This window comes from Saccharococcus thermophilus (genome assembly GCF_011761475.1).
GTDB lineage: Bacteria > Bacillota > Bacilli > Bacillales > Anoxybacillaceae > Saccharococcus > Saccharococcus thermophilus.
Genome location: NZ_JAASRS010000001.1, coordinates 1,794,000 through 1,809,181 on the forward strand (window position 1 = coordinate 1,794,000; position 15,182 = coordinate 1,809,181).

15 protein-coding genes are annotated in these 15,182 nt (G+C 42.1%); 2 read left to right on the top strand and 13 right to left on the bottom strand.

All coding sequences use genetic code 11. The annotated features are described in order from the left end of the window. Positions 1-75 precede the first annotated feature (75 nt). The 4 genes from BDD39_RS09370 to BDD39_RS09385 all read right to left on the bottom strand — a co-directional run bounded on the left by BDD39_RS09370 (position 76) and on the right by BDD39_RS09385 (position 2,954). Positions 76-2,064: a hypothetical protein gene (locus BDD39_RS09370; protein WP_166910136.1), complete on the bottom strand. Its 1,989-nt coding sequence runs from the start codon at positions 2,062-2,064 to the stop codon at positions 76-78. Between the two features lie 134 nt (positions 2,065-2,198). After that, a complete protein-coding gene (locus tag BDD39_RS09375; RefSeq protein WP_166910138.1) occupies positions 2,199-2,459 on the bottom strand; it encodes an Mlp family lipoprotein in 261 nt (86 codons plus the stop codon). 13 nt (positions 2,460-2,472) lie between these two features. Beyond that, a complete protein-coding gene (locus tag BDD39_RS09380; RefSeq protein WP_166910140.1) occupies positions 2,473-2,664 on the bottom strand; it encodes a hypothetical protein in 192 nt (63 codons plus the stop codon). Between the two features lie 23 nt (positions 2,665-2,687). After that, positions 2,688-2,954, bottom strand: coding sequence for a hypothetical protein (locus BDD39_RS09385; RefSeq protein ID WP_166910142.1), 267 nt, complete (start codon positions 2,952-2,954; stop codon positions 2,688-2,690). A gap of 615 nt (positions 2,955-3,569) precedes the next feature. Between BDD39_RS09385 and BDD39_RS09390 the strand changes: the two genes are divergently transcribed. After that, complete coding sequence (locus tag BDD39_RS09390) at positions 3,570-4,751, top strand: IS701 family transposase (protein WP_166907872.1); 1,182 nt, start codon at positions 3,570-3,572, stop codon at positions 4,749-4,751. A 177-nt stretch (positions 4,752-4,928) separates the two neighbouring features. Here the strand turns inward: BDD39_RS09390 and BDD39_RS09395 are convergent, their stop codons facing one another. The 4 genes from BDD39_RS09395 to BDD39_RS09410 all read right to left on the bottom strand — a co-directional run bounded on the left by BDD39_RS09395 (position 4,929) and on the right by BDD39_RS09410 (position 8,420). Further along, a complete protein-coding gene (locus tag BDD39_RS09395; RefSeq protein ID WP_166910144.1) occupies positions 4,929-6,095 on the bottom strand; it encodes an iron-containing alcohol dehydrogenase in 1,167 nt (388 codons plus the stop codon). A gap of 192 nt (positions 6,096-6,287) precedes the next feature. Beyond that, on the bottom strand, positions 6,288-7,469 hold the full coding sequence (locus tag BDD39_RS09400; RefSeq protein WP_166907872.1) for an IS701 family transposase: 1,182 nt from the start codon (positions 7,467-7,469) through the stop codon (positions 6,288-6,290). A gap of 114 nt (positions 7,470-7,583) precedes the next feature. Then, positions 7,584-7,772 carry a helix-turn-helix domain-containing protein gene (locus tag BDD39_RS09405; RefSeq protein WP_166910146.1) on the bottom strand — a complete coding sequence of 63 codons (189 nt, stop codon included), beginning with the start codon at positions 7,770-7,772 and terminating at the stop codon, positions 7,584-7,586. A 219-nt stretch (positions 7,773-7,991) separates the two neighbouring features. Further along, the gene (locus BDD39_RS09410) at positions 7,992-8,420 is read right to left on the bottom strand and encodes a hypothetical protein (RefSeq protein ID WP_208404369.1); all 429 of its coding nucleotides are present in this window, start codon (positions 8,418-8,420) and stop codon (positions 7,992-7,994) included. 177 nt (positions 8,421-8,597) lie between these two features. Between BDD39_RS09410 and BDD39_RS09415 the strand changes: the two genes are divergently transcribed. Continuing rightward, complete coding sequence (locus BDD39_RS09415) at positions 8,598-10,256, top strand: IS1634 family transposase (RefSeq protein WP_015863777.1); 1,659 nt, start codon at positions 8,598-8,600, stop codon at positions 10,254-10,256. A gap of 109 nt (positions 10,257-10,365) precedes the next feature. Here BDD39_RS09415 and BDD39_RS09420 read toward each other — a convergent pair whose 3' ends face one another. The 5 genes from BDD39_RS09420 to spo0A form a co-directional block, all read right to left on the bottom strand. Then, positions 10,366-10,917, bottom strand: a complete 552-nt coding sequence (locus tag BDD39_RS09420; protein ID WP_166910150.1) for a hypothetical protein — start codon at positions 10,915-10,917, stop codon at positions 10,366-10,368. A gap of 178 nt (positions 10,918-11,095) precedes the next feature. Beyond that, positions 11,096-11,293: a hypothetical protein gene (locus BDD39_RS09425; protein WP_166910152.1), complete on the bottom strand. Its 198-nt coding sequence runs from the start codon at positions 11,291-11,293 to the stop codon at positions 11,096-11,098. 13 nt (positions 11,294-11,306) lie between these two features. Further along, a complete protein-coding gene (locus tag BDD39_RS09430; protein WP_341801463.1) occupies positions 11,307-12,155 on the bottom strand; it encodes a tyrosine-type recombinase/integrase in 849 nt (282 codons plus the stop codon). Between the two features lie 123 nt (positions 12,156-12,278). Beyond that, positions 12,279-13,937, bottom strand: a complete 1,659-nt coding sequence (locus tag BDD39_RS09435; RefSeq protein WP_015863777.1) for an IS1634 family transposase — start codon at positions 13,935-13,937, stop codon at positions 12,279-12,281. Between the two features lie 401 nt (positions 13,938-14,338). Then, on the bottom strand, positions 14,339-15,121 hold the full coding sequence (gene spo0A / locus BDD39_RS09440; RefSeq protein WP_166910156.1) for a sporulation transcription factor Spo0A: 783 nt from the start codon (positions 15,119-15,121) through the stop codon (positions 14,339-14,341). Positions 15,122-15,182: the final 61 nt, after the last annotated feature.

The following is a 15,182-nucleotide window of genomic DNA, read 5'->3' on the forward strand; positions in this document are numbered from 1 at the left end:
TAATCCAGAAACACACAAATTGTAAAATATTTACATACAATTATTAAAAGTGGAGAATTTTTCTATAAAAAATATTTATATAGAAATTTTCTTCACTTTTTCTGATACATTCTCAAAAACTCCATCATCAACTAACATGAAATATTTATATCCATTCTTTTTGATAATAATTTTTATATTAAACTTTGAAAATATGGTTATAATTTCCGTTTTATGCTGTTCCCAGTTTTTATTAATAAAGTCTTTAAAAGGTTGACCACCTACCTTTTTTGCTGTAAATTCTCTGTTCGGCTCACCCCGTAAATATTCATATACCCGTTCAGCCCACTCGTAACATTTTTCTTTGAACTTTTCATTCTGTTGCAACGGAACTTTAATAATGTTTTCATTTGGTATATGAAATACTTCTTGCAGCAGCTTATTTGTTTTTGGTTTATTATGATATAACGTGACTATTACTTTTGCGTCCGAATTAATGTTTCGGATGCTTGTTCTATGTATAATTTGCGAAAGATCGGCTTTCATTTGTTGTTCAAATAGCCTTTGTAATCTCGGATCAACAAACCATTGTTCTTTGTAAAGTTTCTGTTCTTCTTTATCAGTCACATCACGAACTAATCGTAAATCAATATCTGTTCCATACAGTGCAATAGCTTGTAATTTGTATGCTTGCGGTGGCAGTACAGGTAAATTCAAAAGAGCTATGTGATTGTATTGACTCAAATCATTTTTCCCCGTTAGATTACGTATATTGATCGCTAACTGATCATTTTCATTGATTTTCTCTTTAAAAAACCGTTCATATTGTTCAGGTGTAATGGCACCGGATTGTATGTAAAAATTCGTATCTTCTTTAGACGGAATAGGCAAAACGTCTATTCCATTTTTTCTTTTCGATATGATATCGGATGCGATTTTTTCTTTGATTTCCTTCTCTTTATCGTTTCTTGCTGAACTGGAAGTATTAATTTTGCACCATTCAATTGTCAACCGATCTTTGTAATTGTGGTAATTTTTAACCTCTACGATGTCATATCCTCCATGACGATAAACTTCAGATGTATGTATAGCCGTTCCATCGAGCACAAGTACGTTTCCAAATGAACTGTAATCTATGTATTTTGAGCAAAGGATAACTGTTTTCTTGCCATTCCGATCAATTGCCCCAACATCATCTTCAAACAGCAATCGCTTGAACCATTTGAATTTATTTAAGTGTTCCATTTCTACACCGTGAACGTTTAATGAATCTAAAATGTATCGTAAGACGCTTTCAGTATCTGTCCCTTCGTATTTGCGGATTAGTTTTTTCGTTGTTTTGCCGACTGAATGGAGTAGTTCGTAGTTAATTAATTCGTTGATGAGCCCCCTTCCTTTCGCTTTGTAAAAGGAAATCAGTTTTCCGTTGTCGGTGTTTTCTGCAAGCGCATCGAACCAATCCACCGAGTTATTTTCAGATGAGATATCAAATACTGCCGTGTCAAAGAAAATAGGCATTTCGTCTGCAATAATGGTTCTAGGTATGTATTTATACTTCAGTTTTATGTCTGACGGTAATCTACCCCAATATGCTTTTTGTGCATATTTAGTGAAGAGTTCGCGATTTCCGTAATTCAATGCAAGATCCCTAAAACGTTGCTGTGTAATACAGAGAATTTGATACTCTTGAATCACGGGCTTGACGGCATGTATATTTTCATCATCAACAGCAAGAATAGTTTTTGGAATATTGGTATATATGTAGATGTTCTGGACAAAAGCGTTCATCGTATCCCCATTATTAAATACCAGTAAGAACGGATGTTTTTGATACGCATCCGTAATATTCATCTTTATGATCGTTTGTAAAGCTGTCGTTTTTCCTTGTCCGGGTGGTGAATTAAGCACTCGTTTTATGTATTTCATTTCGGATTCAGGATGTTTCTGTAAATATGTATAGATTGCTTGGGATTGTTGCACAAAATCGGATATATGATTAAATGTTTCAAGAAACGCCTCTGGATGCAAATGATTAAATTGATTCGGATCAATATAAGACTTTAAATCTTCAAGTCTAAATGTCATGCAATTCCTCCCTTTATTTCTATAAAATCAAGTTTTTATTTGAGGGTGAAAAGTTCTTCACCCTCAAAGGTTAAAGTTAATCAAAGTCAAAGTATATGTATAAGAATATCCAAATTTATGTATTTACGTACTCTTCAATTATTTAGAAAATAGTAATTAAATCGTGTAATTAACTCGTCAATATCACCGTACACTTCATTTATCATATCATCAGATTCAGATTGTTTTTTCTGTTGCATTAGCCAATTAAGAAAAAGTGTTCCTAAGTTGTGATCGTTAAGAAAACCACATAGAACATTTTCTAATCTTTCTGATTCGTATTGAAAATTGAAAAATAACTCTTTAAATTTAATAAGCTCGTCTTGTTTAATTTTGATGTAATGTTCTTTTTCCATTTCATATACCTCCTTAATTAGTTTTGTTCAACCGTTCTCTAACAATATCAAGCATGCTGTCTAAAATGCCCAAAAGAGCATCTTGTTTGTCCCCATCTTCTTCTACACAAACAATATAACTTATCATTTCTTCAATCTCATCCATCAACAAATCATTCGGATACTGCTTTAAATCTTCAATTGTAAGAGGTTTTACACTTTCCATTTTTCATTCCCTCCTTAAATTTCTTATGAATTAAACTTTCTTTCAAAATTATCGAGAATTGCATCTCTCTCGGCTCTGCTGGATAATTCAATTTCTTTAGGCATGAACTGAGCCACTTTAGGATTATTAAGTGTTTCCCTAGATGACAATTCAGCATATTCAGTCGGGAATTTTTCCTGAATAAACTTTAAAACTTTTTTAGGATTTGCACTTCCAAAGCCAAATTCGATTAAAACTTGTTTTCTAATCTCCTTATTTTGAAGAAGTTCATTAAGTAAATTTAAACTCAATTTATTTTCCTCCCCCGAATTAATTTTTTAACCGAAAATCAGATCGACAATCGCCACACTCACGCAATCAATCGCACCACCTCCTTAAAGTTTGACCTTCTTTGACGTTAGAACTAACCTTATTATAGTTTGACCTTTTTTGACTTTCAAGTAGTTTTTAAATTTTTTTTAAAATTATTATTTGGTTGTCAAGGAGCGTGAAAAATCCTATATTCCATTTTTAATTTCCTCAATTAAACATTTAACTTTTTCAAGATTTTTGTAAAACAATTGCGGAACATGGGAACATCCGAATAATTCATCTTCTAATTGTTTAAGAACCTTTAATGCCTCAATGTTTCTTTCACAAGTGGCAATATACGCTTCAAAATTCATGCGAATAGCATTGTTTATCTGCTTATCGTCCCCTTCAACAAAATTTTTTAGTTTTGCTTTGTACAAAATGATTTCAATTTCAAGGCGATCTATTTTCGTCAGCGATTCCTTTTGTAATAACTGTAGATGAGCAAATTCGCTAACATAAATTTACAACCAAACAAAAAAAGAGACATGAACCCGATTCCTTGATTAGAATAGATGTGTCACCAAAACTATTCACAAGGAGGTTCATGTCTCATGAATAGATTAGCACATCATCAAGGAATCCACAAGTTTTTCACGATGTTGGGGTTGGCCCTTTATTTTTCAAAACCTGTCATGAAGCATCTCGTTCATATCGTGGATGCGCTGACCACCAAAGGATTTGCGGGAACATTGACCGATCTTCATCATTGGAGCTTTCATCCGAACCACCGCACGACACTCAGCCATTTTTTCACGAAAAGCCCTTGGGATGAAGAGACGCTGCTTCGCAAACTTCAACAGTGGATGCTTCGTCGTGTCGAACGCATCGCCAAACAGGAGAGTCAACCCCTTTTTGTTTCGATCGATGATACGATTTGCCAAAAAACCAAGCCTTCGTCACAGGCAACGCACGCCATTCAAGGGTGTGATTGGCACTATTCTCACACAGAGAAAAAGTCGATCTGGGGACATTCTCTCGTTTGGCTCATGGTTCATACGATGACCCAGGCTTTTCCCTTTGCGTTCCGCCTCTACGACAAGGCGGCTGGGAAAAGCAAGGGGGAACTCGCGATCGAGATGCTTTCTTCTTTGGATGTACACCGTCCTGTTTATGTGCTGATGGACTCTTGGTATCCATCGCAAACGCTCGTGGAAGCTTGTCTGAAAAAGGGATTCCACGTAATCGCAATGCTCAAGGCCAATCGGCTTCTTTATCCAAAAGGCATTGCGGTTCAGGTGAGGGAGTTTGCCCGCTACATCGAACCGAAAGACACTCACCTCGTCACGGTGGGAGAAGAGCGTTATCGGGTTTATCGCTACGAAGGCTCTCTCAAAGGTCTCGATGATGCCGTGGTGCTGCTCGCTTGGAAAGCCGATCAGCCGATGACATCGGAACATCTTCACTGCGTCTTGAGCACCGACCGGGATCTAAGCGATGAAGAGATCTTGCGCTACTATGCCCAGCGTTGGTCGATCGAATGTTTTTTCCGTCAAGCGAAAGACCAGCTGAAACTCGATGGATACCGCGTTCGCGGACGTCGGGCGGTGAAACGCTACTGGATCTTGGTGCAGCTTGCTTACGTGTACAGCATGTTCGAGTCGAACAGCGATTTTTCTGATGGGCTCGATCTTCTGCGCAAGAGAAAAGGACATAGCCTCGTGGAGTTCATTTACCGTGCAGCGAAACAAAATATTCCCATTGATACCGTGAAAAAACAGCTCCACGTGGCATAAGGGGTACCCTGTTTGTCTCTTTTACATGGTAATTATTGTAATTAAAATTGCTCAACTACAGTATGGTAATATAAATATAAAAGCAAACGGTGGGATAAAAAGATCAGATTCAATGGAATCCGATCTTTTTATCGCTGGTAAGAATGTTAGTGACAGGCTTTGCTTTTTTTTATTTGTTTAGAAGTCGACATCTAGACCATAAAACGCTGCGATATATAATTTTTTCATTTCTTCTACAGAAGTTTCACGCGGATTTGTGCTTGTACAAGGATCTTTTACGGCATTGGCCGCCATTTCATCCACGTGTGCGGTGAACGTTTCTTCGGACACTCCGTATTCTTGAAGTGTATTTGGAATATTCATCTTATTATTCAAGTCACGAATCCAAGCAATGAGTGAATCCACCAATTCTTTGTTGTTTTCCCCATTCAGACCGAGCCGTTTGGCAATTGCTGCATAACGTTCCTCGACTACCGTGCGATTAAATTGGATTACATATGGTAAATAAATCGCATTGGCACATCCATGCGGAATGTTAAATATTGGGCCGCTTTTGTGTGAAAGACTGTGCACATTTCCTAGCACCGCGTTAGCAAATGCCATTCCAGCCATCGCCTGAGCGTAATGAACTTGTTCGCGGGCTTTAGCATCTCCGTGGTAAGAAGCAAGAAGATTTTCTTTCAGTACTTGAGCTGCTTCAATAGCCAAGGAATCTGTGAAAATCGTACGAGGCTTTGCTACGTATGCTTCAATACTATGTGTGATTGCGTCCATCCCGCTGTAGGCTGTAACGTGCTTCGGCATGGATTGGACCATAATCGGATCAATAATCGCCATGTCTGGCGTCAGTTCAAAATCAGCCAGTGGATATTTGACCCCTGTTTCTGCATCAGTAATAACCGATAAATTGGATATTTCTGATGCACTTCCGCTTGTCGTTGGGATCCCCACGAACTTTGCCCTTGTGCGTAAGCGTGGCAGGCTAAATGGACGTGTCGCTTCTTCAAATGTCAATTCTGGATGTTCGTAGAACAACCACATCGCTTTTGCCGCATCCATTACTGACCCGCCGCCAATCCCGATCACCCAATCTGGCTGAAAATCATTAAGAATGCGCACTCCTTTTTTTACCATTTGGGTTGTTGGTTCTGTCGTAATTCCATCAATCACTTTTGTTTCTATATTGGCCTCTGAAAGAAGTTGCTGAATTTTATCAAGATTTCCGTTTTTCTTGACGGAGCTGCCGCCAATGACGAGGGCAGCTTTTGTTCCTTCCAGTGTTTTTAAAACATCGAGAGCATTCTCTCCAAAATAAATATCGCGAGGAATAGTAAAACGATTCATGCTGCTCCCTCCAGTACTCGTGATTGTTTACAGATGCTAGTATAATGTGTATAAAACTTATTGAGAAGTACGCACTTTATTATCATGTAGTGATAAAAATATAATATAGTGTAAAAAAATATACTTAATGACTGTAGTTGAGCAATTTTAATTACAATAATTACCATGTAAAAGAGACAAACAGGGTACCCCTTATGCCACGTGGAGCTGTTTTTTCACGGTATCAATGGGAATATTTTGTTTCGCTGCACGGTAAATGAACTCCACGAGGCTATGTCCTTTTCTCTTGCGCAGAAGATCGAGCCCATCAGAAAAATCGCTGTTCGACTCGAACATGCTGTACACGTAAGCAAGCTGCACCAAGATCCAGTAGCGTTTCACCGCCCGACGTCCGCGAACGCGGTATCCATCGAGTTTCAGCTGGTCTTTCGCTTGACGGAAAAAACATTCGATCGACCAACGCTGGGCATAGTAGCGCAAGATCTCTTCATCGCTTAGATCCCGGTCGGTGCTCAAGACGCAGTGAAGATGTTCCGATGTCATCGGCTGATCGGCTTTCCAAGCGAGCAGCACCACGGCATCATCGAGACCTTTGAGAGAGCCTTCGTAGCGATAAACCCGATAACGCTCTTCTCCCACCGTGACGAGGTGAGTGTCTTTCGGTTCGATGTAGCGGGCAAACTCCCTCACCTGAACCGCAATGCCTTTTGGATAAAGAAGCCGATTGGCCTTGAGCATTGCGATTACGTGGAATCCCTTTTTCAGACAAGCTTCCACGAGCGTTTGCGATGGATACCAAGAGTCCATCAGCACATAAACAGGACGGTGTACATCCAAAGAAGAAAGCATCTCGATCGCGAGTTCCCCCTTGCTTTTCCCAGCCGCCTTGTCGTAGAGGCGGAACGCAAAGGGAAAAGCCTGGGTCATCGTATGAACCATGAGCCAAACGAGAGAATGTCCCCAGATCGACTTTTTCTCTGTGTGAGAATAGTGCCAATCACACCCTTGAATGGCGTGCGTTGCCTGTGACGAAGGCTTGGTTTTTTGGCAAATCGTATCATCGATCGAAACAAAAAGGGGTTGACTCTCCTGTTTGGCGATGCGTTCGACACGACGAAGCATCCACTGTTGAAGTTTGCGAAGCAGCGTCTCTTCATCCCAAGGGCTTTTCGTGAAAAAATGGCTGAGTGTCGTGCGGTGGTTCGGATGAAAGCTCCAATGATGAAGATCGGTCAATGTTCCCGCAAATCCTTTGGTGGTCAGCGCATCCACGATATGAACGAGATGCTTCATGACAGGTTTTGAAAAATAAAGGGCCAACCCCAACATCGTGAAAAACTTGTGGATTCCTTGATGATGTGCTAATCTATTCATGAGACATGAACCTCCTTGTGAATAGTTTTGGTGACACATCTATTCTAATCAAGGAATCGGGTTCATGTCTCTTTTTTTGTTTGGTTGTAAATTTATGTTAGCGAATTTGCTCATCTACAGTAATAAATAACTTTTTTCCTCAGGAACATTTAACAGTTTGCAAAGTTTTTCTAAATGATGTTTAGGAATCGGTCTTCTGCCCTTTTTCCAATCGTTGATTTGCGGAGCTGGTATTCCTAAATATTCAGCGACATCTTTATTTTTTAATTTCCAAAGCGAGAAAAAATAATCTAATGCGTGCATACAAAAACCCCTTTGACTAATTATTAGTCATCCTGCTTAAGTAAAATATAATACAATGACTAATTATTAGTCAAGATAATTTCCAAAAATTTTTTATAAAATTTCCAAAGAACAAGACCGCCTTATTTTGCCCTGCAATGAACGGAAATGACGAAGAGATATAAAAACATTCCCCCTTCACCTAAAAAGCCATACAGGGCAAATATGAGCGTTTGACAGCTATTCTCGATATCGTGCCAGCCGTTCACGGAGTTTTTGAATTCGTTCTTCATCATATACCTCTTCAACTGGCTGGCACGATTGCACGAATTGTTTCTGGTGTTCTGCAAACCAATCCGGTAGCATTTCACGTCTGATGATTTGTTTTTGCTGCGGTTCTTCACCTTTTCGGATGTAATACAATTGTTCGAACTGGTTTTCTGCAATCGTATAAGCAAGGGCACGAATGTTATCTAATTGCATTTGTCCTTTAGCCCGTACAAAATAATCCTTCAATGCTGTAAAGGTAACAATTGCAATTTTTCTGCGATCAACTTGTGTGATTATCTCACCGAATTTTTTGATTGCGTTTCTAAAAGCTCTATTCACACGAGTCCAAGCCTCTTTTATTGTTTTGGCATCAAATAGTCCACTTGCAATTCGATTCACTTCTTTAGAAACGAATTTGACAAAAGAGCCTTTTCTGTTGGTATGACTTACATTTAGATGATTAATACTTTTATTAACTCACATTTCGCACCCTCTCGACGAAAATCGGGAGGATTTTTTCGTTCCGATGTCGAATGAATCCTTGACACACAAGGAACGTAAAGGAGTTTTTCACTTATGAACGTTCAAGTCAAAAAGGTCTATCGCAATTCTTATTTGAATATAATAAGTGCCCTATTCAAGAAACTGGGTCTGCCTCAATTGATTGACCATCTCGTGCCCGTCGATCCGCAGTGCCAAACGCGAGTCAGCGATGCCGTTCAGGCCATCCTCTACAATGTGTTTGACGGCCGGCAAGCCCTTGTTCACTTGGAACATTGGGCTCAGGAGGTCGATTGTGAGAAACTCATCCGTCCCGATCTCCATCCTTCCTGGTTGAACGACGATGCGTTGGCCCGTCATCTCGATCGCCTGTATGAGGCTGGCATTCACAACGTCATCAGCACTTGCTTGATTCATATTTATCGAAAAGAAGGCCTTTCCCTCCGAGCCTTCCACGCCGATACGACGGACAAGACCGTTTACGGCGCGTATGAATCGGCCTCGTTAGAGGCCTTACAAATCACACATGGCTACAACCGCCATCATCGTTGGCAAAAACAGATCGGTTTCGGACTGGTCGGCAACGAGGACGGCATCCCGTTTTACGGCGATGTGCACGATGGCAACCTGCCCGATAAAACATGGAATCCCGAGGTGCTGTCTCGTGTCCATGAACAGCTGAAGCAGGCCAAAATCGAAGACGAATGGATTTACGTGGCCGATTCCGCCGCGATGACGAAAGAGACCCTGGCGCAAACCAAAGCGGCCAACGCCTTTTTGATCACCAGAGGCCCTTCGTCGCTCCGGATCGTGAAAACCGCGCTGGCCGAAGCGGATGCTGAGGACACGACGTGGAGCGATCCCTTTACGTTGGCGGAGAGAAACGGCGCCACGTACCGGGTATGGGAAACGGCCTCGACGTATGAAGGCCACCCCGTTCGGCTGATCGTTGTTGAATCGAGCGCGCTCGACCAGCGAAAAGGAAAGACGCTTGAAAAAGAACGAACCAAAGAAGCGGAGCTTCTTCGCGAGGAACAAGCCCGTTGGGAGCGTCACCCCTTCTCCTGCCGGGAAGATGCCGAACAAGCCTTGGCGTCCCTCAAGGCGTCCCTTCGCCCCCGGTTTCATCGGGTTGAGGCCGCGGTCGAAGAGATCGTACGCCTGAAAAAACGGCGCGGACGGCCGAAAAAAGGGGCGGAACCCGAGGTGGAGACGCTGTATTTCTTGCACCTTGACGTCGAATTCGACCAAGACGCGTGGGAACAGGCGAGACGGAAAGCGTCCCGGTTTGTCCTTGTCACGACCGTTCCGAAGGAATGGAAGGGCCAACCCATGGATGCCCAAGAGATCTTGAAGCTGTATAAAGGGCAGATCTCGGTGGAAATGAACTTCGCTTTTTTGAAAGATCCGTTTTTCACGGATGAGATTTACGTCAAAAAACCAGAACGGGTCGCAGTATTAGGCTATTTGTTTCTGTTGGCCTTGGCTATTTACCGCGTTTTTCAGCGCCGAGTGCGTCAGTTTATTACTCCAGAACACCCGTTGAAGGGTCCTGGAGGCCGCAAGCTGACCCGGCCGACGGGACAGGCGATTTTTCAGCTGTTTCAATATGTGAACGTCGTCCTGTTCAAGCTGCCGGATGGGCGCATCCAACGCTCACTGGATCGCTCCCTTACCCCTGATCAGCGAAGGATTCTGCAGGGATTGGGCATGGATGAGAGCATCTACGTGTAACGTGATACGGAACGACCAGCGATGGTAAAAAAAGGATTGCCATCGCTCGTTGTGTTGGTCAAAAAGTTATTCTGAAAAACTAAATAAAAAATCCTTTGTTTTGACCTTGTTAGGGTGCGAAATGTGAGTTATTAATATCTGAATTCGGTAGATTTTTAGGTAAAGCCCCATTTTGATTGCTTAAATCCTCGTCATTTCTATCATTTTCGACACTTTCAGCTTGTGCATGTGCTTGTTCACCATCATGCGAAAAAAATAATGTCTGCCAATATTTTGTATAGTAAGGATGTGATGTGAAGAAAATGACAGCTTTACCTCGACCATTTTGACGGATACTTGAACGCCATAAACGTTTAATTACGCCTTTCTTTTCGAGAAAAGATATATAGCGTCTGACCGTACTTGAATCAATGTCATAACGTTCTCCAACATGATATGAGCCAGCGTAAACGAATCCGCGCTCGATGGATAAAAAGCAAAGATATTCAAGCGCAGATTTTGTTTCCTGCTTCATTCTGTGCCATTTTTCCCCGAGTGCGGAAATGATGCTGTGAAGCATGTCCATTTTGAGGCGATTACGATCTGCTTCACTTGTGACGGCTGGGCGATATTGAAGGATTTGTTTGAATTGTTGATGTTCGATGATGGTGTGCTTTCTCATTTTCCCCATTCTCCCTTTAACAAACATATGTTCGGAGAATGGACACACAGAATATTAAGCATACAACTTGTATTTTTTTGAAAATTGTTGTACACTTAAAGCAAGTGAATATTTGGAGTGTGTCCATTCATGAATCGGTAGAGTGTTCCCAGCACCCTACCGATTTTTCTTTTAATGCTTAATTTGCAAAAGATAGTGCTTCAAATGCTTGCTCAAGATCACGTTTAATTTCAAGAAGAATAGATGTATCTTTTCCTGCTTCGCTTGCGATACGGATGTCACGATTGATGTTTTGAAGTTGTCCCCAAATCGCTGATTTTAACGTTGCAAGTTCTTTATCGCTCAACTTTACTGTTTTCATTTCGATTGTTTTCATTGTTTATGACCTCCTAAATATCCAAATTATTTAAAGGTGAATGTTTTTGATATTTCCTTCCAATTTCTTGATCCGTAAAATCAAGATAAGCCTTTTGCGTAACTTCAACGCTTGAATGTCCTAAAATCCGAGATAGTGAAACCCAATCTCCGCCATTTAATAGGTAATATTTGGCAAAATTATTTCTTAGTTGATGTGGATGTATTTCAACACCAACTTTTCTTCCTGCTTGACGTAAAGCACGTTCAAAATTTCTAACGTCTAATTGAGTTCCTCTCGTTGTTGGAAAAAGATATGGACTATCAGAGAAACGATCTCGATATTTCATCCAACGTTTTAAATCAGTAGACATTTTGTATGAGAAATACACGTACCGTTGTTGCTTGTTCTTTGGATTTTCGATTAGTATTGATTTTGTATCAAAATCAACGTGTTCAGGGCGCAATGCACAGCATTCGCTTGCCCGAATTCCTGTGTCGAGTATTAACCTTGTTTGAATCCATGTACGATAGCCGTGAAATGTTGTGATGTCCATTGCGTTAAGTACCTTTTTTATCTCTTCTCTCGTCAGCAAAGGTTTTTTCTTCCGCTGCGGTTTAATATTCTCGATGTTTTCGCACGGATTAGTTTTTATTTCACGTTCTCTATACAAAAAGTTGAAAAATACTTTGATGTTTCTTAGATAATTTGCAATAGTCGTGTCACTTATTTTTTTCCCTACATCATTTCGCCTGTCGGGATAATTAATTTCTTTGCTTTTTTCATTTGCAACGACTGTGTATTTTCCACGCTCCCGTAAATATCTAATGTATTGCCGAATATGAACCGACTTCACCTTGTCAATATTCGTGATTTTACTCACATTTCGCACCCTAACAAGGTCAAAACAAAGGATTTTTTATTTAGTTTTTCAGAATAACTTTTTGACCAACACAACGAGCGATGGCAATCCTTTTTTTACCATCGCTGGTCGTTCCGTATCACGTTACACGTAGATGCTCTCATCCATGCCCAATCCCTGCAGAATCCTTCGCTGATCAGGGGTAAGGGAGCGATCCAGTGAGCGTTGGATGCGCCCATCCGGCAGCTTGAACAGGACGACGTTCACATATTGAAACAGCTGAAAAATCGCCTGTCCCGTCGGCCGGGTCAGCTTGCGGCCTCCAGGACCCTTCAACGGGTGTTCTGGAGTAATAAACTGACGCACTCGGCGCTGAAAAACGCGGTAAATAGCCAAGGCCAACAGAAACAAATAGCCTAATACTGCGACCCGTTCTGGTTTTTTGACGTAAATCTCATCCGTGAAAAACGGATCTTTCAAAAAAGCGAAGTTCATTTCCACCGAGATCTGCCCTTTATACAGCTTCAAGATCTCTTGGGCATCCATGGGTTGGCCCTTCCATTCCTTCGGAACGGTCGTGACAAGGACAAACCGGGACGCTTTCCGTCTCGCCTGTTCCCACGCGTCTTGGTCGAATTCGACGTCAAGGTGCAAGAAATACAGCGTCTCCACCTCGGGTTCCGCCCCTTTTTTCGGCCGTCCGCGCCGTTTTTTCAGGCGTACGATCTCTTCGACCGCGGCCTCAACCCGATGAAACCGGGGGCGAAGGGACGCCTTGAGGGACGCCAAGGCTTGTTCGGCATCTTCCCGGCAGGAGAAGGGGTGACGCTCCCAACGGGCTTGTTCCTCGCGAAGAAGCTCCGCTTCTTTGGTTCGTTCTTTTTCAAGCGTCTTTCCTTTTCGCTGGTCGAGCGCGCTCGATTCAACAACGATCAGCCGAACGGGGTGGCCTTCATACGTCGAGGCCGTTTCCCATACCCGGTACGTGGCGCCGTTTCTCTCCGCCAACGTAAAGGGATCGCTCCACGTCGTGTCCTCAGCATCCGCTTCGGCCAGCGCGGTTTTCACGATCCGGAGCGACGAAGGGCCTCTGGTGATCAAAAAGGCGTTGGCCGCTTTGGTTTGCGCCAGGGTCTCTTTCGTCATCGCGGCGGAATCGGCCACGTAAATCCATTCGTCTTCGATTTTGGCCTGCTTCAGCTGTTCATGGACACGAGACAGCACCTCGGGATTCCATGTTTTATCGGGCAGGTTGCCATCGTGCACATCGCCGTAAAACGGGATGCCGTCCTCGTTGCCGACCAGTCCGAAACCGATCTGTTTTTGCCAACGATGATGGCGGTTGTAGCCATGTGTGATTTGTAAGGCCTCTAACGAGGCCGATTCATACGCGCCGTAAACGGTCTTGTCCGTCGTATCGGCGTGGAAGGCTCGGAGGGAAAGGCCTTCTTTTCGATAAATATGAATCAAGCAAGTGCTGATGACGTTGTGAATGCCAGCCTCATACAGGCGATCGAGATGACGGGCCAACGCATCGTCGTTCAACCAGGAAGGATGGAGATCGGGACGGATGAGTTTCTCACAATCGACCTCCTGAGCCCAATGTTCCAAGTGAACAAGGGCTTGCCGGCCGTCAAACACATTGTAGAGGATGGCCTGAACGGCATCGCTGACTCGCGTTTGGCACTGCGGATCGACGGGCACGAGATGGTCAATCAATTGAGGCAGACCCAGTTTCTTGAATAGGGCACTTATTATATTCAAATAAGAATTGCGATAGACCTTTTTGACTTGAACGTTCATAAGTGAAAAACTCCTTTACGTTCCTTGTGTGTCAAGGATTCATTCGACATCGGAACGAAAAAATCCTCCCGATTTTCGTCGAGAGGGTGCGAAATGTGAGATTTTACATTCACGTTCAAGGAAAATAAGGAACAGTTGTAAAGTTTGCTGATAACTGGCAAGTGTTTTTCGAGATAAATTTTTTGAATCACAATACAGTAGGAAATTATCTAAATGCATCTGAAGATCATTCAAAATAAAAAACACCTCCAGATTTTATTGTTGGTCAATAAAATCTGAAAGTGTTTTTTATTAGTTGATATTTAATTCTGAATTTATGGGTATAGATAAGAAATTTATTGGTCAGCGGCGTGAATATGGAAGATTTTTACTATACCCTTAAGCCCTTGATACACTTGCTCTTAAGACGCCTTATGCTCTAATCTTAACTTATCTGCCACCATCGCGATGAATTCGCTGTTCATCGGTTTGGCTTTCGACATGCTTACAGTATAGCCGAATAAGGAAGAAATGGATTCGAGATTGCCGCGGCTCCAGGCAACTTCGATCGCATGGCGAATCGCCCGCTCAACACGGCTAGCGGTTGTGTTGTATTTTTTAGCGATATCCGGATAAAGCACTTTCGTAATCGAACCGAGCAATTCGATATCATGATATACCATGGCAATCGCTTCGCGTAAATATAAATATCCTTTGATATGAGCCGGAACGCCGATCTCATGAATGATGCTCGTGATGCTGGCATCCAAATTTTTCGGTTTGTTGTCGCGCGCTTGATAAGATGGAACCGTTTTTTTCATAATCGGCGTTGTTTTTCCATAAATTTGCCGGATATGATGCACCAAATTTTCCATATCAAACGGTTTTAAAATAAAGTAAGAAGCGCCAAGTTCGACCGCTTTCTTTGTTACATCTTCCTGGCCAAATGCCGTTAACATAATGACGTTCGGCGGCTGCTGCTGCCGCTTCGTCCGAATTTTTTCCAGCACCGCTAAACCATCTAAATGCGGCATAATAATGTCTAACAACAAAATATCCGGCTGCTTTTCTTCGAGCATATATAAGCAATCTTGGCCGTTATAAGCCGTTCCAATGACTTCCATGTCGCTTTGGCTAGAAATATATTCTTCGAGCAGGCTTACTAATTCGCGATTATCATCTGCGATACATACTTTAATTTTCAAGAAACATCTTCCTCCCTATTCCCTTTTTTCTATGTAGAAAAATCCATTTAGATAAATTCGA

Coding starts and splice junctions, on each gene's coding strand:
- BDD39_RS09375 (WP_166910138.1), bottom strand. CDS start 2,459: ATGGAAAAAGAACATTACATCAAAATTAAACAAGACGAGCTTATTAAA.
- BDD39_RS09405 (WP_166910146.1), bottom strand. CDS start 7,772: ATGCACGCATTAGATTATTTTTTCTCGCTTTGGAAATTAAAAAATAAA.
- BDD39_RS09380 (WP_166910140.1), bottom strand. CDS start 2,664: ATGGAAAGTGTAAAACCTCTTACAATTGAAGATTTAAAGCAGTATCCG.
- BDD39_RS09415 (WP_015863777.1), top strand. CDS start 8,598: ATGAACGTTCAAGTCAAAAAGGTCTATCGCAATTCTTATTTGAATATA.
- BDD39_RS09425 (WP_166910152.1), bottom strand. CDS start 11,293: ATGAAAACAATCGAAATGAAAACAGTAAAGTTGAGCGATAAAGAACTT.
- BDD39_RS09395 (WP_166910144.1), bottom strand. CDS start 6,095: ATGAATCGTTTTACTATTCCTCGCGATATTTATTTTGGAGAGAATGCT.
- BDD39_RS09370 (WP_166910136.1), bottom strand. CDS start 2,064: ATGACATTTAGACTTGAAGATTTAAAGTCTTATATTGATCCGAATCAA.
- BDD39_RS09435 (WP_015863777.1), bottom strand. CDS start 13,937: ATGAACGTTCAAGTCAAAAAGGTCTATCGCAATTCTTATTTGAATATA.
- BDD39_RS09390 (WP_166907872.1), top strand. CDS start 3,570: ATGAATAGATTAGCACATCATCAAGGAATCCACAAGTTTTTCACGATG.
- BDD39_RS09400 (WP_166907872.1), bottom strand. CDS start 7,469: ATGAATAGATTAGCACATCATCAAGGAATCCACAAGTTTTTCACGATG.
- BDD39_RS09420 (WP_166910150.1), bottom strand. CDS start 10,917: ATGAGAAAGCACACCATCATCGAACATCAACAATTCAAACAAATCCTT.